The organism is Neorhizobium sp. R1-B, from assembly GCF_004368875.1.
GTDB classification, from domain to species: domain Bacteria; phylum Pseudomonadota; class Alphaproteobacteria; order Rhizobiales; family Rhizobiaceae; genus Neorhizobium; species Neorhizobium huautlense.
This window is the reverse complement of sequence record NZ_SOEM01000041.1, coordinates 1-19858: the sequence shown is the minus strand read 5'-3', so window position 1 is coordinate 19858 and position 19858 is coordinate 1. Positions and strand designations below refer to the sequence as shown.

The 19858-nt window shown below is 59.3% G+C and carries 15 protein-coding genes, 1 tRNA gene and 1 pseudogene; 15 read left to right on the top strand and 2 right to left on the bottom strand.

What is annotated here, in order from left to right; translation table 11 throughout:
• Positions 1–249, top strand: a pseudogene (tuf, locus tag EDE05_RS26225) (elongation factor Tu); the annotation flags it as partial.
• Positions 250–346: 97 nt separating this feature from the next.
• On the opposite strand, the gene EDE05_RS26220 reads toward tuf, so the two are convergent.
• Entirely contained in the window at positions 347–1642 is a 1296-nt protein-coding gene (locus EDE05_RS26220; RefSeq protein ID WP_134103290.1) for a capsular biosynthesis protein, read from the bottom strand.
• 160 nt (positions 1643–1802) lie between these two features.
• Here EDE05_RS26220 and EDE05_RS26215 point away from each other — a divergent pair, with 160 nt between their 5' ends.
• The 10 genes from EDE05_RS26215 to rpoC all read left to right on the top strand — a co-directional run bounded on the left by EDE05_RS26215 (position 1803) and on the right by rpoC (position 15715).
• Entirely contained in the window at positions 1803–3194 is a 1392-nt protein-coding gene (locus EDE05_RS26215) for a capsular biosynthesis protein (RefSeq protein ID WP_112803728.1), read from the top strand.
• A gap of 112 nt (positions 3195–3306) precedes the next feature.
• Positions 3307–3382, top strand: a tRNA-Trp gene (locus EDE05_RS26210).
• Positions 3383–3578: 196 nt separating this feature from the next.
• Positions 3579–3779: a preprotein translocase subunit SecE gene (gene secE, locus EDE05_RS26205; RefSeq protein WP_105374389.1), complete on the top strand. Its 201-nt coding sequence runs from the start codon at positions 3579–3581 to the stop codon at positions 3777–3779.
• A gap of 15 nt (positions 3780–3794) precedes the next feature.
• Positions 3795–4325, top strand: coding sequence for a transcription termination/antitermination protein NusG (gene nusG, locus EDE05_RS26200; protein ID WP_105374390.1), 531 nt, complete (start codon positions 3795–3797; stop codon positions 4323–4325).
• 177 nt (positions 4326–4502) lie between these two features.
• Positions 4503–4934 carry a 50S ribosomal protein L11 gene (rplK, locus tag EDE05_RS26195; protein WP_105374391.1) on the top strand — a complete coding sequence of 144 codons (432 nt, stop codon included), beginning with the start codon at positions 4503–4505 and terminating at the stop codon, positions 4932–4934.
• Position 4935: 1 nt separating this feature from the next.
• Positions 4936–5631, top strand: coding sequence for a 50S ribosomal protein L1 (rplA, locus tag EDE05_RS26190; RefSeq protein WP_105374392.1), 696 nt, complete (start codon positions 4936–4938; stop codon positions 5629–5631).
• Positions 5632–5967: 336 nt separating this feature from the next.
• Positions 5968–6489, top strand: a complete 522-nt coding sequence (rplJ, locus tag EDE05_RS26185; RefSeq protein ID WP_105374393.1) for a 50S ribosomal protein L10 — start codon at positions 5968–5970, stop codon at positions 6487–6489.
• A gap of 57 nt (positions 6490–6546) precedes the next feature.
• Positions 6547–6927 (top strand): 50S ribosomal protein L7/L12, encoded by a 381-nt coding sequence (gene rplL / locus EDE05_RS26180; RefSeq protein WP_105374394.1) that lies wholly within the window; start codon positions 6547–6549, stop codon positions 6925–6927.
• Positions 6928–7180: 253 nt separating this feature from the next.
• A complete protein-coding gene (rpoB, locus tag EDE05_RS26175; RefSeq protein WP_105374395.1) occupies positions 7181–11320 on the top strand; it encodes a DNA-directed RNA polymerase subunit beta in 4140 nt (1379 codons plus the stop codon).
• 183 nt (positions 11321–11503) lie between these two features.
• Positions 11504–15715, top strand: coding sequence for a DNA-directed RNA polymerase subunit beta' (rpoC, locus tag EDE05_RS26170; RefSeq protein ID WP_134103286.1), 4212 nt, complete (start codon positions 11504–11506; stop codon positions 15713–15715).
• A gap of 142 nt (positions 15716–15857) precedes the next feature.
• Here rpoC and EDE05_RS26165 read toward each other — a convergent pair whose 3' ends face one another.
• Positions 15858–16151: a transcriptional regulator gene (locus EDE05_RS26165; protein WP_134103282.1), complete on the bottom strand. Its 294-nt coding sequence runs from the start codon at positions 16149–16151 to the stop codon at positions 15858–15860.
• 486 nt (positions 16152–16637) lie between these two features.
• On the opposite strand from EDE05_RS26165, the gene rpsL reads away from it, so the two are divergent.
• From rpsL to EDE05_RS26145, 4 genes are all read left to right on the top strand, one after another.
• A complete protein-coding gene (gene rpsL / locus EDE05_RS26160) occupies positions 16638–17009 on the top strand; it encodes a 30S ribosomal protein S12 (protein ID WP_003507760.1) in 372 nt (123 codons plus the stop codon).
• Positions 17010–17094: 85 nt separating this feature from the next.
• Complete coding sequence (rpsG, locus tag EDE05_RS26155; protein WP_037151038.1) at positions 17095–17565, top strand: 30S ribosomal protein S7; 471 nt, start codon at positions 17095–17097, stop codon at positions 17563–17565.
• Positions 17566–17598: 33 nt separating this feature from the next.
• On the top strand, positions 17599–19698 hold the full coding sequence (gene fusA, locus EDE05_RS26150; RefSeq protein ID WP_105374398.1) for an elongation factor G: 2100 nt from the start codon (positions 17599–17601) through the stop codon (positions 19696–19698).
• Positions 19699–19764: 66 nt separating this feature from the next.
• Positions 19765–19858, top strand: a 94-nt coding sequence (locus EDE05_RS26145; protein WP_018010120.1) for a GTP-binding protein, incomplete at its 3' end; no start/stop codon positions are given.

Sequence of the window (19858 nt, the reverse complement as noted above, 5' to 3'; positions counted from 1 at the left end):
ACGAAGGAAGAAGGCGGCCGTCATACGCCGTTCTTCACCAACTACCGTCCGCAGTTCTACTTCCGCACGACGGACGTGACGGGCATCGTGACGCTGCCGGAAGGCACGGAAATGGTCATGCCTGGCGACAACGTCACCGTTGACGTCGAGCTGATCGTGCCGATCGCGATGGAAGAAAAGCTGCGCTTCGCCATCCGCGAAGGCGGCCGCACCGTCGGCGCCGGCATCGTCGCTTCCATCATCGAGTAAGCGATACCGGAATTGAAATAAGAGGGCCCTGCCGGAAACGGCGGGGCCTTTTGCTTTGGAGCTTCACGTTGGGGGAGGCGCAAGATCGGCCGATCAATTAGCCGAAGAGTTCGCTCTCGTAACGGTAGTGAGGCGTGTCGCGCGGCTTGCGGAAGGAGAGGGGAAGCCTTTCTTCGGTTTCCAGGAGACGCGCGGCGACATTCTCGACCCCGGCATTGATGGCCTGTTGTCCGATGAAGCCGCCACGGACCTGAGTGGTCCAGGCAAGCGCTTGCGTAAAGGCGTCGAACAATTCCGGATCTGGAGCGGTCGGGTTCTGCCAGAAGGCCGCAAGGCTTTCCTGAAAGGTGAGGCCCGGCACGTCGTAGATCGCGGAGCCCAGCGCGATGACCGGTTTCCCGGCAGCCAGCGCCGTCAGACCGACCGTTGAATTGACTGTTACCACGCCAGTAGATTTTGCGATCAGCATGTCCGTATCGCCGCCGTCGGCAACGAAGACGCGATCGGCAACGCCGCGGTCTTTTGCCGAGAGACCGATGCGGCTTGGCCAGCGTGAGAGGCCATTGTCGATTGGATGTATCTTAAAGAGAAGCCGGCTGGCCGCAGGCGCGTGTTCGGCAAAAGAACTGATCGTCGCGTCCACCAGCCTGAAGAGATCTCCGCCCGGCGCGTGGTGCCTGATCTGATAGTCGCCCGGCAGCTGCAGCGGAAAGAAGTAGAAGGGTGCGGCAGGAGCCTTGTTGTGGGCGGACAGACAGGCTTCGATTGCCGTTTCGGCTTCTTGCCGGCGCTTGCGCCGTGTCAATGCCTTCCAGATCCAGCCGCTGTATTCGACCACCGGATGAACCGGCCCGTGGGTGCGATAGTGCGGATGGACCAGCCACCCGAGGGCGACGTTCGGAATATGGAATGCAAGGTCGTAAAGGGCATAGGTCAGAAAGCTCGAAGGATAGAGCTTTTCGGAGGAAACCTCGGGCTTGCCTGCTGCCAGCTCTCTTATGTCCGCCGGTCTCTTGGGAAAGCGGGAGTGCCCGGACATTCCATCCGGCTCGATCGTCAGCCAGTCCGGTCTAAGATAGCCGTGCTCCAGAATATGGACGCGAAGCCCGGCTCGTATCCCGAGTTCGGCCGCGGCCGCATGAGGCGCGCGGCCATCACCCAACATGACGATGTCGGTGATATTGTGATCACGGATGTAGCAATTAAGATACACCGGCCAATCATTTGCATGGCCGCGAAAGAAGTCACTAGCCTTTGGCCACCAAAAGACCACATCCCCGAGGCAGAGGCTGATCTTTCGGACCGAAGCTCCTTTGTTTTCAACTGTTTCTGCCAGCCGCTTCAGGAATGGCGAGGCAGGACCTTGGAGGAACAGGAACGTGCGGGCTTTCATGTCACACAACCTGTGGAATGATGGGGAGCGTGTGGTTGAGCATTGACGGGAGGGTGACCTTCGTGAAAATACCCGCTCGGTGTATATCGGCCTTCGCGCAATTGAAATCGCTTTTCGCAGGCTTGTCGTTGGTTCAGTCTCAAGCAGCATCGGCTATCGCATGACCAAAGTTCTGTTCCTTCAAGGTCCTCCATCGGTTTTCTGGCGCGAACTGGCTGGGGCGTTTGAGGCGCAGGGGATCGGTACCAAGAGGGTGAACTTCTCGTTTGGCGATCAGCTCTTCTGGTTCAAGCGGGGAGCGATCAATTACCGGGGGTCGCTGAGGGCCTGGCCGCGCTATCTGGCGAACCTGATTCGCCGCGAGGGCATCACCGATATTCTCTATTATGCTGATCGGCTTCCCTATCATCGTCTTGCCGCGCGGGTTGGCCGCAAGCTCGGCGTCCGCTGCCATGCGGTAGAGTTCGGTTATCTGAGACCCGATTGGATCACGCTCGAACGTGACGGAATGGGGCGATTCTCGCATTTTCCGAATGATCCGGACCACATTCGCCAGATTGCCGCAAAGCTCGATGTTCCTGATCTGCAGGCGCGTTACGGCCACACTTTCGGCCAGGAAGCGACCAGCGAGGTCGTCTACAACCTCGGAGCCTATTTCGGGCGCCTGATGTTCCCGCTCTATCGTGCCGACAAGTATTACGATCCTTTGTTCGATTACATGTCCTGGCTTCCACGCATGATGCGCCGCCGTCACCGCTTGCCGGAAGACTTCTGGACGGAGCAGTCTCCGCCGACCTATCTTGTTGCCCTGCAATTGCAGAGCGATTACCAGATCCGCGCCAATTCGCCCTATCGGCATCTCTCCCAGATGCTGCAGCAGGTTTTCCGGTCCTTCGCACGAAACGCTCCCGAGGGAGCGAGGCTTCTGATAAAGCAGCATCCTCTCGATAATGATCTTGAACGATGGGGCAAGGTCGTCGCCAAGCTGGCGGAAGATTTCCGCATCAGCGAGCGAGTGTTCTTTATCGAGGAAGGGGAGCTGGGCGGTATCCTTAAGCGTTCGGCAGGAGTGATCATCGTCAACTCCACCACCGGCCTCCAGAGTCTTCGCGCCGGCGTGCCGACAATTGCCCTGGGTGCCGCAATCTATGATATTCCGGGCCTCACCCATCAGGGTGGGCTCGACAGCTTCTGGCGGCATCCGGAACCGATCGACGCCGAACTGCTGCGCGATTTCATCAAGACGATTGCGGCGACGATTCAGGTAAAGGGCAACTTCTATCATTCGGAAGGGCGCAAGCTCGCGGTCGAGACGATCGTCCACCGTATCCGCGAAGGTCTGGTCAATGAGCCTGGCGCCTATGTGGAAAAGCCGCCGCGCCTCTCCTGGCGGCGTCTTCCCTTTGCGCCCGAAAGGAATGTGCAGCCCGGCATTTTGTCGGGTGGGCTGGATCTGCCGGGCAAGGAAATTCTCGTTGGCCGGCCTGAGCCGGTTCTCTCCGTGGGTCGCTTTGCGGATGCCCCTGAGCCGCGCAACAGAAACCTGAGATAGAAGGCTGGGATATTAAAAAACGCTCTTGCAAAGCGGGGCGCATCCCCTTAAAGGGAGCGCCTAGCCTGCTGGCGGTGGAGCGATGCGTTCGGTTCACATGCCGGCTGGTTGAAGGGGTATAGCTCAGTTGGTAGAGCGGCGGTCTCCAAAACCGCAGGTCGGGGGTTCGAGCCCCTCTGCCCCTGCCATTTTTCTGATGATTGGCGCGAAATATCCGCGGCGGGATCGTTTGGAAGTGGTTGCCGTTCAAATCGGCGAAATTTCATCGAACACTGTTTTCCCTCTTGTGTAAAGGGGAAGTGGTGTTTATGTAGGCAAAACAGACACGCGGTGCGTGGGGCTGAGCGTGGTCAGCTTTACGTGCCGTAATTGCGTGGGCAATCGATGGCATCCAAAACCAATCCCGTCACGTTTCTGCGCCAGGTGCGCTCCGAGGCGTCGAAAATTCATTGGCCGTCTCGTCGCGAGACCATGATCTCTACGGCCATGGTGCTGGTGATGGTTGTTTTCGCTGCGCTGTTTTTCTTCGCTGCGGACCAGCTTCTGGGCTGGTTGTTACGTTTGGTACTGAACGTCAGCGTTTGATTCTGGAGAATAAAGATGGCGGCGCGCTGGTACATCGTCCACGCATATTCGAATTTTGAGAAGAAGGTTGCCGAGGACATCGAGAACAAGGCTCGCCAGAAGGGGCTTGAGCATTTGTTCGAGAAGATCCTCGTGCCGACCGAGAAGGTCGTAGAGGTTCGCCGGGGTCGCAAGGTCGATTCCGAGCGCAAGTTCTTCCCGGGTTACGTGCTTGTCCGTGCAAATCTCACGGACGAAGCCTATCACCTGATTAAGAACACTCCGAAGGTGACCGGCTTCCTCGGTTCCGACAACAAGCCGGTTCCGATCCCGGACTTTGAAGCCGAGCGCATTCTTGGCCAGGTTCAGGAGGGTGTCGAACGGCCGAAGTCCTCGATTACCTTTGAGATCGGCGAGCAGGTTCGCGTCTCGGATGGTCCTTTCGCTTCCTTCAACGGCACCGTGCAGGATGTCGACGAAGAGCGGTCCCGCCTTAAGGTGGAAGTTTCGATCTTTGGTCGTGCGACGCCGGTCGAGCTGGAATACGCACAGGTCGAAAAGGTCTGATGATCTTGAAAATGGGACCGGTCGCTGATGCGGCGGGTCTCGTGCGGCATTTGCCGCAACCGCGTGGGAGGGATGGTGCCTTAGCCGGGCATTTTGGCCGAACCACGCAACCGCAGCCGCCGGCGAAGGCCGGCATGTCGGGCCGGGCGACCGGTCCATAACGAAAGGCAGAGAGAAATGGCTAAGAAAGTAGCAGGCCAGCTCAAGCTTCAGGTCAAGGCAGGATCGGCAAACCCGTCCCCGCCGATCGGCCCGGCGCTTGGTCAGCGTGGCATTAACATCATGGAATTCTGCAAAGCGTTCAATGCCGCGACGCAGGAAATGGAAAAGGGTATGCCGATCCCGGTCGTCATCACCTATTACCAGGACAAGTCTTTCACCTTCGCGATGAAGCAGCCGCCGGTCAGCTACTGGCTGAAGAAGGAAGCGAAGATCACCTCCGGTTCCAAGACGCCGGGCAAGGGCGCCAAGGCCGGTACCCTCACCAAGGCTCAGATCAAGTCGATCGCCGAAGCCAAGATGAAGGACCTGAACGCCGCGGACATCGAAGGCGCAATGGCCATGATCGAGGGCTCTGCCCGCGCCATGGGCCTGGAAGTGGTGGCGTAACATGGCAAAGCTTGCAAAGCGTATTCAGAAGATCCGCGAAGGCGTTGATCCCACCAAGCTGGTTGCCCTCAACGACGCCATCTCGATGGTCAAGGAACGTGCCGTCGCCAAGTTCGACGAAACGATCGAAATCGCCATGAACCTCGGCGTCGATCCGCGTCACGCAGACCAGATGGTCCGCGGCGTGGTCAACCTGCCGAACGGCACCGGCCGTGACGTTCGTGTTGCCGTTTTCGCGCGTGGTGCCAAGGCTGACGAAGCCAAGGCTGCCGGTGCCGACATCGTTGGTGCGGAGGATCTCCTCGAGATCGTCCAGGGCGGCAAGATCGATTTCGATCGCTGCATTGCGACCCCGGACATGATGCCGCTCGTCGGCCGTCTCGGCAAGGTGCTCGGCCCCCGCGGCATGATGCCGAACCCGAAGGTCGGAACCGTCACCATGGACGTCACTGGCGCCGTGAAGGCTTCCAAGGGCGGCGCTGTCGAATTCCGCGTCGAAAAGGCTGGTATCGTTCACGCCGGCATCGGCAAGGCTTCCTTCGAAGCCAAGGCTCTTGAAGAAAACATCAAGGCCTTCGCTGACGCCGTCATCAAGGCCAAGCCGGCTGGTGCCAAGGGCAACTACGTCAAGCGCGTAGCGATTTCGTCGACCATGGGTCCGGGCGTCAAGATCGACCCGGCCACGGTAACGGCCTGACACGAATTTTCCGGCGCCTCAGGGCGTCGGAAAGACTGAATTCCGGTCCTTCGGGACCGGAATTTCCGGAGAAATCCGGAATTCCTGTCCGAGATTGCAGGTGGCTTAGGCCTTAATTGCCTGCATGAGACGGGTAAGACCCGATTTTGACAAGCGCCGCGGCGCTTTCGGTTTCGGTTCGAGCCTAGTGTGCCTTGTGCCTGTAGCCGTTCGGCGACAGAGCGAGGGGACAGGATCCTCAAGCGTCGCTCGGGGTCCGACATGTTTGGATCCCTTGAGGCAAAGGCAAACCGATGGGGCCTGCAGGATTGCGGTCCCGTCAACTGGAGACAGACAGTGGAAAGAGCGGAAAAGCGCGAATTTGTCACGGAGCTGAACGAAGTCTTCAAGGCTTCCGGTTCGGTTGTCGTGGCCCACTATGCTGGTGTCACAGTTGCGCAGATGAACGATTTTCGTTCGAAGATGCGCGCTGCTGGCGGCACCGTCAAAGTCGCGAAAAACCGCCTGGCCAAGATCGCTCTTCAGGGTACGGAGTCGGAAGGGATGTCAAATCTCTTCAAGGGTCAGACGCTGATCGCATTCAGCGAAGACCCGGTCACGGCTCCGAAGGTCGTCATGGATTTCGCCAAGACCAACGACAAGATCGTTGTTCTCGGTGGTGCCATGGGTGCAACCACGCTCACTGCGGATGCGGTCAAGTCGCTTGCGACCCTGCCTTCGCTGGACGAGCTTCGCGGCAAGCTGCTGGGCCTCTTGAATGCCCCGGCTACCCGCGTCGCTACGGTTGTCGCCGCACCGGCAAGCCAGCTTGCGCGCGTGTTCGCGGCCTACGCCAAGAAGGACGAAGAAGCCGCTTAAGGTGGTTTTTTGCTGTTCAAATCAAACCAGATCGAACCGAATATAAGGAACTAGAAAATGGCTGATCTCGCAAAGATCGTTGAAGACCTCTCTGCTCTCACCGTCCTGGAAGCTGCTGAGCTTTCCAAGATGCTCGAAGAAAAGTGGGGCGTTTCTGCCGCTGCTCCGGTCGCTGTTGCTGCCGCTGGCGGCGCTGCTGGTGCTGCTGCTCCGGCCGAAGAAGAAAAGACCGAGTTCGACGTCATCCTGACGGATGCCGGCGCCAACAAGATCAACGTCATCAAGGAAGTCCGCGCCATCACCGGCCTCGGCCTCAAGGAAGCCAAGGACCTCGTCGAAGGCGCTCCGAAGGCTGTTAAGGAAGGCGTTTCCAAGGCTGAAGCTGCTGACCTCAAGAAGAAGCTTGAGGATGCCGGCGCTAAGGTCGACGTCAAGTAATACTGGAATGCGGTGGGAGAGGGACTATCTCTCTCCCACCGATTTCCTCCGAACATATTACCCAGGAACCGTCTGGCACGGTCCCTGGGTAATGGGTTCTCAAGAGGATGGTCCCAAACCGAACCGCTTTTAGGCAATCCGGCCGGCGCGTTTGGGAGACGGGACGAGATTGAGAATACCATGTCGACGGGAGATCGAATGGCCAGCGAATCCCGTCCGTTGCAGGCCCGGATGCAATTTTGAAGGAGCGACGATGGCTCAGACCCTTTCCTTTAATGGTCGTAGGCGCGTACGCAAGTTTTTTGGTAAAATCCCTGAAGTCACCGAGATGCCGAACCTTATCGAGGTTCAGAAGGCATCCTATGACCAGTTCCTGATGGTCGACGAGCCGAAGGGCGGCCGCCCGGACGAAGGTCTGAACGCCGTCTTTAAGTCTGTCTTCCCGATCACCGATTTTTCCGGCGCCTCGATGCTGGAATTCGTGTCCTACGAATTCGAACCGCCGAAGTTCGACGTCGAGGAATGCCGTCAGCGCGATCTGACCTATGCGGCGCCTTTAAAGGTGACCCTGCGTCTCATCGTGTTTGATATCGACGAGGATACCGGCTCGAAGTCCATCAAGGACATCAAGGAACAGTCCGTCTATATGGGCGACATGCCTTTGATGACCGACAACGGTACGTTCATCGTGAACGGTACCGAACGCGTGATCGTGTCCCAGATGCACCGCTCGCCGGGCGTCTTCTTCGACCACGACAAGGGCAAGAGCCATTCGTCGGGCAAGCTGCTTTTCGCCGCTCGCGTAATCCCGTATCGCGGTTCCTGGCTCGACATCGAGTTCGACGCCAAGGACATCGTTTATGCCCGTATCGACCGCCGCCGCAAGATTCCGGTATCTTCGCTGCTGATGGCGCTCGGGATGGACGGCGAAGACATTCTGTCGACCTTCTATTCCAAGTCCAACTACGAGCGCGATGGCGATGGCTGGCGGATTCCGTTCCAGCCTGAAACCCTCAAGGGTGCCAAGACGCTTTCCGACATGATCGACGCCGACACCGGCGAAGTGGTCGTCGAGTCCGGCAAGAAGCTGACCCCACGTCTGCTCCGGCAGCTGTCGGACAAGGGCCTCAAGGCGCTCAAGGCAACCAATGACGATCTTTACGGCAACTATCTCGCCGAAGACATCGTCAACATGGAAACCGGTGAGATTTATCTCGAAGCCGGCGACGAGATCGACGAGAAGACCCTGCCGGTCATCCTCAATGCCGGTTTCGACGAAATTCCGGTTCTCGGCATCGATCACATCAATGTCGGCGCCTATATCCGCAATACGCTCGCTGCCGACAAGAACGAGAACCGCCAGGACGCTCTCTTCGACATCTACCGCGTCATGCGCCCCGGTGAACCGCCGACCATGGAATCGGCAGAAGCCATGTTCAACTCGCTGTTCTTCGATGCGGAGCGTTACGACCTCTCCGCCGTCGGCCGCGTGAAGATGAACATGCGTCTCGATCTCGACGTTGCCGATACTGTCCGCACGTTGCGCAAGGACGACATCCTGGCCGTGGTCAAGATGCTTGTCGAACTGCGCGACGGCAAGGGTGAAATCGACGACATCGACAACCTCGGCAACCGCCGCGTTCGCTCCGTCGGCGAACTGATGGAAAACCAGTACCGTCTCGGTCTGCTCCGCATGGAGCGCGCGATCAAGGAACGCATGTCCTCGATCGAGATCGATACTGTCATGCCGCAGGACCTGATCAACGCCAAGCCGGCAGCTGCCGCCGTTCGCGAATTCTTCGGTTCCTCGCAGCTGTCGCAGTTCATGGACCAGGTGAACCCGCTCTCGGAAATCACCCACAAGCGCCGTCTTTCGGCCCTTGGCCCGGGTGGTCTGACCCGCGAGCGTGCCGGCTTCGAAGTCCGCGACGTTCATCCGACCCATTACGGCCGTATCTGCCCGATCGAGACGCCGGAAGGCCCGAACATCGGTCTGATCAATTCGCTTGCCACCTTCGCCCGCGTCAACAAGTACGGCTTCATCGAAAGCCCGTACCGCAAGATCGTGGACGGCAAGGTGACCAACGACGTGCTTTACCTCTCCGCCATGGAAGAGGCGAAGTATTATGTCGCCCAGGCGAATGCCGAACTGGATAAGAACGGTTCGTTCGTAGAAGAGTTCGTGGTCTGCCGTCATGCGGGCGAAGTGATGCTGTCGCCGCGCGACACCATCAACCTGATGGACGTCTCGCCGAAGCAGCTCGTTTCGGTTGCAGCCGCGCTGATCCCGTTCCTGGAAAACGACGACGCCAACCGCGCCCTCATGGGCTCGAACATGCAGCGTCAGGCCGTGCCACTGGTACGCGCCGAAGCGCCGTTTGTCGGCACGGGCATGGAACCGGTCGTTGCTCGCGACTCCGGTGCCGCTATTGCTGCCCGCCGTGGCGGCGTGGTCGACCAGGTCGATGCGACCCGTATCGTTATCCGCGCGACCGAAGACCTCGATCCGTCGAAGTCGGGTGTCGATATCTATCGTCTGCAGAAGTTCCAGCGTTCGAACCAGAACACCTGCGTCAACCAGCGTCCGCTGGTCGCCGTCGGTGACATCCTGAACAAGGGCGACATCATTGCCGACGGTCCGTCTACGGACCTGGGCGACTTGGCGCTCGGCCGCAACGCGCTCGTCGCGTTCATGCCCTGGAACGGCTACAACTACGAAGACTCGATCCTGCTCTCCGAACGCATCGTGTCGGACGACGTGTTCACCTCCATCCACATCGAAGAATTCGAAGTGATGGCGCGTGACACCAAGCTTGGTCCGGAAGAAATCACGCGCGACATTCCGAACGTTTCGGAAGAAGCGCTGAAGAATCTCGACGAAGCCGGCATCGTTTACATCGGCGCCGAAGTCCAGCCGGGCGACATCCTCGTCGGCAAGATCACCCCGAAGGGCGAAAGCCCGATGACGCCGGAAGAAAAGCTTCTGCGCGCCATCTTCGGTGAAAAGGCCTCCGACGTTCGCGACACTTCCATGCGCATGCCTCCGGGCACGTTCGGCACGGTCGTGGAAGTCCGAGTCTTCAACCGTCACGGTGTGGAGAAGGACGAACGCGCCATGGCGATCGAGCGTGAGGAAATCGAGCGCCTCGCCAAGGACCGCGACGACGAACAGGCAATCCTCGACCGCAACGTCTATGGCCGTCTGACGGACATGCTGCGCGGCCAGATGTCGGTTGCCGGTCCGAAGGGCTTCAAGAAGGGTATCGAGCTCACCAACGCCGTCATCTCCGAATATCCCCGCTCGCAGTGGTGGATGTTCGCAGTCGAGGACGAAAAGGTGCAGGGCGAAATCGAAGCGCTCCGCGGCCAGTACGACGAATCCAAGTCGCGCCTTGAACAGCGCTTCATGGACAAGGTCGAGAAGGTCCAGCGCGGCGACGAAATGCCTCCGGGCGTCATGAAGATGGTCAAGGTCTTCGTCGCTGTGAAGCGCAAGATCCAGCCGGGCGACAAGATGGCCGGCCGTCACGGCAACAAGGGCGTCGTATCGCGCATCGTGCCGGTCGAGGACATGCCGTTCCTCGAAGACGGTACCCATGTCGATATCGTCCTGAACCCGCTCGGCGTGCCTTCGCGCATGAACGTCGGCCAGATTCTTGAGACGCATCTTGCATGGGCTTGCGCCGGTATGGGCAAGCGCATCGGTCAGATGCTCGAAGAGTACAAGAAGTCGAGCGACATTACGGACCTCAAGCGCGAGCTGAGAGACGTCTACGAGAGCATGGCGAATGACGAAGTCGCAAACTTCGACGACGAGTCTCTCGTCCGTCTCGCCGAGCAGTCGAAGCGCGGTGTTTCGATCGCGACGCCGGTCTTTGACGGCGCTCACGAACCGGATGTGGCTTCCATGCTGAAGAAGGCTGGTCTCGATCCGTCGGGTCAGTCGGTCCTGTACGATGGCCGTACCGGTGAAGCCTTCGACCGTAAGGTCACCGTCGGCTACATGTACATGATCAAGCTGAACCACCTCGTGGACGACAAGATCCACGCCCGTTCGATTGGTCCGTACTCGCTCGTTACTCAGCAGCCGCTGGGCGGCAAGGCGCAGTTCGGCGGCCAGCGCTTCGGGGAAATGGAGGTCTGGGCACTGGAAGCTTACGGCGCCGCCTACACGCTGCAGGAAATGCTGACCGTGAAGTCGGACGACGTGGCGGGTCGTACAAAGGTCTACGAGGCGATCGTCCGTGGTGACGACACGTTCGAGGCCGGCATTCCGGAGAGCTTCAACGTTCTCGTCAAGGAAATGCGCTCGCTGGGTCTCTCGGTCGAACTCGAAAACTCGAAGATCGAGGCGGGCGAGGGCGGCCAGCAACTGCCTGACGCTGCAGAATAATCCAGGAAAAGGCGCGCGCCCGACAATGGCGCGCGCCGCTCCCGCCGCCGGCTTGCCGGCCGTGTCGGGGAACTTTCGCCGCATTTCGCGGCTATGACCGTTTTAGAGCATCGGACTGTCCGCCCGGGAATCTGGACTGTACCGATCGCAAGCCAAGGGCTTCCGCCCCTAAAGGAGATAGGCATGAACCAAGAGGTCATGAATCTTTTCAATCCGCAGGTGCCTGCGCAGCACTTTGACTCGATCCGCATCTCGATCGCGTCCCCGGAGAAGATTCTCTCCTGGTCCTACGGTGAAATCAAAAAGCCGGAGACCATCAACTACCGCACGTTCAAGCCTGAACGCGACGGCCTCTTCTGCGCGCGCATCTTCGGGCCGATCAAGGACTACGAGTGCCTTTGCGGCAAGTACAAGCGCATGAAGTATAAGGGCATCATCTGCGAAAAGTGCGGTGTCGAAGTGACGCTGTCCCGCGTTCGCCGTGAGCGCATGGGCCATATCGAGCTCGCCGCTCCCGTTGCCCATATCTGGTTCCTGAAGTCGCTGCCGTCCCGCATCGCCACCCTTCTCGACATGACGCTGAAGGATGTCGAGCGTGTTCTCTATTTCGAGAACTACATCGTGACCGAGCCGGGCCTGACCGCGCTGAAGGAAAACCAGCTTCTTTCCGAAGAAGAATACATGATCGCCGTCGACGAATACGGCGAAGATCAGTTCACGGCGATGATCGGCGCCGAGGCCATCTATGAGATGCTTGCATCCATGAACCTCGAGAAGATCGCCGGCGACCTGCGTTCGGAGCTTGCCGACACCACGTCGGATCTCAAGCAGAAGAAGCTGATGAAGCGTCTGAAGATCGTCGAGAACTTCATCGAATCGGGCAACCGCCCGGAATGGATGATCATGAAGGTCGTTCCGGTCATCCCGCCGGACCTGCGTCCGCTGGTGCCGCTGGACGGCGGCCGTTTCGCGACGTCCGATCTGAACGATCTCTATCGCCGCGTCATCAACCGTAACAACCGTCTGAAGCGCCTGATTGAACTGCGCGCTCCCGGCATCATCATCCGCAACGAAAAGCGCATGCTGCAGGAATCTGTCGATGCGCTGTTCGACAACGGTCGTCGTGGCCGCGTCATCACCGGCGCCAACAAGCGTCCGCTGAAGTCGCTGTCCGACATGCTGAAGGGCAAGCAGGGCCGCTTCCGCCAGAACCTGCTCGGCAAGCGCGTCGACTATTCCGGCCGTTCGGTCATCGTGACCGGTCCGGAACTGAAGCTGCACCAGTGCGGCCTGCCGAAGAAGATGGCGCTCGAACTGTTCAAGCCGTTCATCTATGCCCGCCTCGACGCCAAGGGTTACTCCTCGACCGTCAAGCAGGCCAAGAAGCTCGTTGAAAAGGAAAAGCCTGAGGTCTGGGATATCCTCGACGAGGTCATCCGCGAACATCCGGTTCTCCTGAACCGCGCACCGACGCTGCACCGCTTGGGCATCCAGGCCTTCGAACCGATCCTGGTCGAAGGCAAGGCGATCCAGCTGCACCCGCTCGTCTGCACGGCCTTCAACGCCGACTTCGACGGCGACCAGATGGCCGTTCACGTGCCGCTGTCGCTCGAAGCCCAGCTTGAAGCCCGCGTGCTGATGATGTCGACGAACAACATCCTGCACCCGGCCAACGGCGCGCCGATCATCGTTCCTTCGCAGGACATGGTTCTCGGCCTCTACTACCTCTCGATCATGAACCAGAAGGAGCCGGGCGAAGGCATGGTTTTCTCCGACATGGGCGAACTGCACCATGCGCTGGAAAACAAGGTCGTCACCCTGCATGCCAAGATCCGCGGTCGCTTCAAGACCGTGGATGCCGAAGGCAAGCCGGTTTCCAAGATCTATGAAACGACCCCCGGCCGCATGATCATCGGCGAACTGCTGCCGAAGAACGTCAACGTGCCCTTCGACATCTGCAATCAGGAAATGACCAAGAAGAACATCTCCAAGATGATCGACACGGTCTACCGTCACTGCGGCCAGAAGGACACGGTCATTTTCTGCGACCGCATCATGCAGCTCGGCTTCACCCATGCCTGCCGCGCCGGCATTTCGTTCGGCAAGGACGACATGATCATTCCGGAAACCAAGGCAAAGATCGTCGGTGACACCGAAACCCTGGTGAAGGAATACGAGCAGCAGTACAACGACGGCTTGATCACCCAGGGCGAGAAGTACAACAAGGTCGTCGACGCCTGGGGTAAGGCCACCGAGAAGGTCGCTGAAGACATGATGGCCCGCATCAAGGCCGTCGAATTCGACCCGGAAACCGGTCGCCAGAAGCAGATGAACGCCATCTACATGATGTCGCACTCGGGTGCCCGCGGTTCTCCGAACCAGATGCGCCAGCTGGGCGGCATGCGCGGCCTGATGGCCAAGCCGTCGGGCGAGATCATCGAAACGCCGATCATCTCGAACTTCAAGGAAGGCCTGACCGTTAACGAGTACTTCAACTCGACCCACGGTGCCCGTAAGGGTCTCGCAGATACCGCCTTGAAGACCGCGAACTCCGGTTACCTGACCCGCCGTCTCGTCGACGTGGCGCAGGACTGCATCGTCAACATGGTCGATTGCGGCACCGAAGCCGGTCTCACCATGACGGCGATCGTTGACGCCGGCCAGGTCGTGGCTTCGATCGGTGCCCGCGTTCTCGGCCGTACCGCACTTGACGATATCGATCATCCGGTCACGGGTGCCCGTATCGTCGATGCCGGCAAGATGATCCTCGAGCCGGATGTCATCGAGATCGAAAAGGCTGGTATTCAGTCGATCCGAATCCGTTCGGCACTGACCTGCGAAGTCCAGACGGGCGTCTGCTCGGTCTGCTACGGCCGAGATCTGGCCCGTGGTACTCCGGTCAACATGGGCGAAGCCGTCGGCGTCATCGCGGCTCAGTCGATCGGCGAGCCGGGCACTCAGCTCACCATGCGTACCTTCCACCTGGGCGGTACGGCAAACGTGGTCGACCAGTCGTTCCTGGAAGCGTCGTACGAAGGCACGATCCAGATCAAGAACCGCAACATGTTGCGGAACTCCGAAGGCGTTCTCGTCGCGATGGGCCGCAACATGGCGGTCACCATTCTCGACGAGCGCGGCGTCGAGCGTTCCTCGCAGCGCGTCGCTTACGGTTCGAAGCTGTTCGTGGATGACGGCGACAAGGTTCGTCGCGGTCAGCGTCTGGCGGAGTGGGACCCCTATACACGCCCGATGATGACGGAAGTGGAAGGTACGGTTCAGTTCGAAGACGTGATCGACTCGATCTCGGTTTCGGAATCCACCGACGAATCCACCGGCATCACCAAGCGCCAGGTCATCGACTGGCGTTCGACGCCGCGCGGTACGGACCTGAAGCCTGCGATCGTCATCAAGGACGCGTCCGGCAACATCATGAAGCTGGCCCGCGGTGGCGAAGCCCGCTTCAACCTATCGGTCGACGCCATTCTGTCGGTCGAGCCGGGCGCCAAGGTCTCCCAGGGCGACGTTCTTGCCCGTGTGCCGATGGAAAGCGCCAAGACCAAGGACATCACCGGTGGTCTGCCGCGCGTCGCCGAGCTCTTCGAAGCCCGTCGTCCGAAGGATCACGCCATCATCGCTGAGATCGATGGTACGATCCGTCTCGGCCGCGACTACAAGAACAAGCGTCGCGTCATGATCGAGCCGGCGGAAGACGGTGTCGAACCGGTCGAATACCTGATTCCGAAGGGCAAGCCCTTCCACCTTCAGGAAGGCGACTACATCGAGAAGGGCGACTACATCCTCGACGGCAATCCCGCGCCGCACGACATCCTGGCCATCAAGGGCGTGGAGGCTCTGGCTTCCTACCTCGTCAATGAAATCCAGGAAGTCTACCGACTGCAGGGCGTTGTGATCAACGACAAGCACATCGAGGTGATCGTCCGCCAGATGCTGCAGAAGGTCGAGATCACCGATGCCGGCGACAGCCAGTACATCGTGGGTGACAATGTCGACCGGATCGAGCTGGAAGATGCCAACGAGCGTCTTGCCGAAGAAGGCAAGAAGCCCGCTTACGGCGAGCCGGTTCTGCTCGGTATCACCAAGGCATCGCTGCAGACGCCGTCCTTCATCTCGGCCGCATCCTTCCAGGAAACCACCAAGGTTCTCACGGAAGCTGCGATCGCCGGCAAGATGGACACGCTGCAGGGTCTCAAGGAGAACGTCATCGTCGGCCGTCTCATCCCGGCCGGTACGGGCGGCACCATGACCCAGATCCGCCGTATCGCCACTTCGCGCGACGACCTCATTATCGAGGAGCGCAAGAAGGGCACCGGCGCATCGGCTGCAACGCCGATGCTGCAGGACTTGGCGGGCGAGAACGCCCCGGCTGCGGAATAACGACAGGGTAGGGCGCTTGTTTCGCGCTCTCACTCTCAACAAAGCGAATAAAAAACGCCCGGAGGACATCCGGGCGTTTTTGTTGGGCTCTCCGCCTGCCGCGAGTAGATCTGCAAACGTTCGCTATGGCCGTTTGGCCGTCTTAGTCGAATCGTATGATCGCCACTTCGCCCTCGAGTGCCCCCTGGTAGGCTGAAGCATGCGGTTCGTCGGTGGGTTCGTCGGTGAGAACGCCGATCTGATCGAGATCCGCTTCGAGGAAGCCTTCTTCCGAGAGGGCATTGAGTGCTTCGCGGACAGCCGAATCGTCGTCTGGTGCGCGAAGCATGATGTGAAGCTCGACGCCTTCGCCGCCCTTCACTTCGTAGCCCTTGCCGATGATGATGAACACCATAGGTGCATCGAGCCGGTTGTCATTGTCGGGCGTGCTGATCATCGTCGTCTCCGCGGCTTGATTCCCAATTACGTCCAAGACAGAAGCCGGACGGAAAGTTCCCCCTCTGTTTAGTCGATTGCCGGCGATTCCCAAATATTAATGCGCAGGGCCACAAAAAATTGTAAAACAGGGCAACTTGCGTCCGGTTGAAGGCTGGAACCCCGGGTTTCAGGCATTATTTTCGGTGCGGCCCTTGACGGGCAGGGGGGAAAACAGTAAACGCCCCGCATCGGAAGCGATGTGAGGCTTGTCCGTCCGGGATGACTCGTTCCGGAGTTTGGCCTCAAACACGGTTCCATACGCACGTTGAAGACACGAATGCTGCACGCATGACGCATGAGGAATGCGTCCTCTGCCTTCTGTGGTCCATCCGGAAAAGCGGATCGGGCCACGTTTTGCGCATGAGGAGATGTGTGTGTCGTCGCCGGAAACGGCATCAGAATGGCCCGCAAGGGCTTGGAAGAAGATTTTGCAAGGGATGGTTATATGCCTACCGTAAACCAGCTGATCCGCAAGCCGCGTCAGGCACAGGTAAAGCGCAACAAGGTTCCTGCTCTGCAGGAAAACCCGCAGAAGCGCGGCGTTTGCACCCGCGTTTATACGACGACCCCGAAGAAGCCGAACTCGGCTCTGCGTAAGGTCGCCAAGATCCGCCTGACCAACGGCTTCGAAGTCATCGGCTACATCCCGGGTGAAGGTCACAACCTTCAGGAACACTCGGTTGTGATGATCCGTGGCGGCCGCGTAAAGGACTTGCCGGGCGTTCGTTATCACATCATCCGCGGCGTTCTCGACACCCAGGGCGTCAAGAACCGCAAGCAGCGCCGTTCGAAGTACGGTGCAAAGCGTCCGAAGTAATCCTTCGGATTTCATCCTATCCGGCGCTGCGCGAGGTTCTCCGCGTGATAAAGTGCCAGCAACATTTTAAGAGACGAGAAGAAGTATGTCCCGACGCCATCGTGCAGAAAAGCGTGAGATCAACCCGGACCCGAAGTTCGGTGATCTCGTCGTCACGAAGTTCATGAATGCGATCATGCTCCACGGCAAGAAGTCCGTGGCTGAAAACATTGTCTATGGCGCGTTCGACGCCGTGCAGGGCAAGTCCAAGGCCGACCCGCTGGGTATCTTCCATCAGGCGCTCGACAACGTCGCGCCGCATGTCGAAGTTCGCTCGCGCCGTGTTGGTGGTGCAACCTACCAGGTTCCGGTCGACGTTCGTCCGGAGCGCCGTCAGGCTCTCGCGATCCGCTGGGTGATCGCTGCTGCTCGCAAGCGTAACGAAACGACCATGGTCGATCGTCTTTCCGGTGAACTTATGGATGCCGCAAACAATCGCGGCAGCGCCGTCAAGAAGCGTGAAGACACGCACAAGATGGCCGACGCAAACCGCGCGTTCTCGCATTACCGTTGGTAATCTTCACCCGATCGAATTTCGAAAGGCAGTCCTATGGCTCGCGAATATAAAATCGAAGACTACCGCAATTTCGGTATCATGGCGCACATCGACGCCGGCAAGACGACGACCACCGAGCGTATCCTTTATTACACCGGCAAGTCGCACAAGATCGGTGAAGTTCACGATGGCGCAGCCACCATGGACTGGATGGAGCAGGAGCAGGAACGCGGCATCACCATCACGTCCGCTGCCACCACGACCTTCTGGAAGGGCCGTGACGGCAAGATGCGCCGCTTCAACATCATCGACACCCCCGGCCACGTCGACTTCACGATCGAAGTCGAGCGTTCGCTGCGCGTGCTCGACGGTGCGGTCGCTCTCCTCGACGCCAACGCAGGTGTCGAGCCGCAGACGGAAACTGTCTGGCGCCAGGCCGACAAGTACAACGTCCCGCGGATGATCTTCTGCAACAAGATGGACAAGACCGGCGCAGACTTCTACCGCTCCGTCGAGATGATCAAGACCCGCCTCGGTGCGACTGCTGTCGTCTGCCAGCTGCCGATCGGCGCTGAAACCGAATTCAAGGGCGTTGTCGACCTCATCGAGATGAACGCTCTCGTCTGGCGTGATGAATCGCTCGGCGCCCAGTGGGACGTCGTCGAGATTCCGGAAGATCTGAAGGCACGCGCCGAAGAATTCCGCGAAAAGATGATCGAAACCGTCGTCGAAATCGACGAGCAGGCCATGGAAGACTATCTGAACGGCATCATGCCGGACAACGATAAGATCCGTGCGCTCATCCGTCGCGGCACGATCGACGTCAAGTTCTTCCCGATGTTCTGCGGCTCCGCCTTCAAGAACAAGGGCGTTCAGCCGCTCCTCGACGCCGTTGTCGAATTCCTGCCGTCCCCGGCAGACATTCCGGCGATCAAGGGCATCGACGTCAAGACCGAAGCCGAAATCGACCGCCATGCCGACGACAACGAGCCTCTTTCGATGCTCGCGTTCAAGATCATGAACGACCCCTTCGTCGGTTCGCTCACCTTCTGCCGTATCTACTCGGGCAAGCTCGAAAAGGGCTCGTCGCTGATGAACACGGTCAAGGAAAAGCGCGAGCGCGTCGGCCGTATGCTGCAGATGCACTCGAACTCCCGCGAAGACATCGAAGAAGCTTTCGCCGGCGACATCGTTGCTCTCGCAGGCCTCAAGGAAACCACCACGGGCGATACGCTTTGCGATCCGCTGAAGCCGGTTATCCTGGAGCGTATGGAATTCCCCGAGCCGGTCATTCAGATCGCCATCGAGCCGAAGTCCAAGGGCGACCAGGAAAAGATGGGCCTCGCGCTCAACCGTCTGGCTGCCGAGGATCCGTCCTTCCGCGTCAAGACCGACGAAGAGTCCGGCCAGACCATCATCGCCGGCATGGGCGAACTTCACCTCGACATTCTCGTCGACCGTATGCGTCGCGAGTTCAAGGTGGAAGCGACTGTTGGTGCTCCGCAGGTTGCTTATCGTGAAACCATCACGAAGAAGCACGAAGAGGACTACACCCACAAGAAGCAGTCCGGTGGTACCGGTCAGTTCGCCCGCGTCAAGCTGGTGTTCGAACCGAACCCGGACGGCGACGATTTCGTCTTCGAATCCAAGATCGTCGGCGGTGCTGTTCCGAAGGAATACATCCCGGGCGTTCAGAAGGGTATCGAAAGCGTCCTGTCGTCTGGTCCGCTGGCAGGCTTCCCGATGCTGGGCGTCAAGGCGACCCTCATCGACGGCGCCTTCCACGATGTCGACTCCTCGGTTCTCGCGTTCGAAATCGCTTCCCGCGCCTGCTTCCGTGAAGCAGCCAAGAAGGCCGGCGCTCAGCTCCTCGAGCCGATGATGAAGGTCGAAGTCGTAACGCCGGAAGATTACGTCGGTGACGTGATCGGTGACCTGAACTCCCGCCGTGGCCAGATCCAGGGCCAGGAATCGCGCGGCATTGCCGTTGTGATCAACGCCCACGTGCCGCTGGCGAACATGTTCAAGTACGTCGACAACCTGCGCTCCATGAGCCAAGGCCGCGCCCAGTACTCGATGACCTTCGATCACTATGCGCCGGTCCCGACGAACGTCGCGAATGAAATTCAGGCCAAGTACTCCGGTCAGAAGTGACCGGAGTAATCCGCCCTATCAAATGAGAGAATAACCCCTGACGGGGACAAGAACGGAGAGCCGGAAATGGCAAAGAGCAAGTTTGAGCGCAACAAGCCTCACGTCAACATTGGCACGATCGGTCACGTTGACCATGGCAAGACGTCGCTGACGGCCGCGA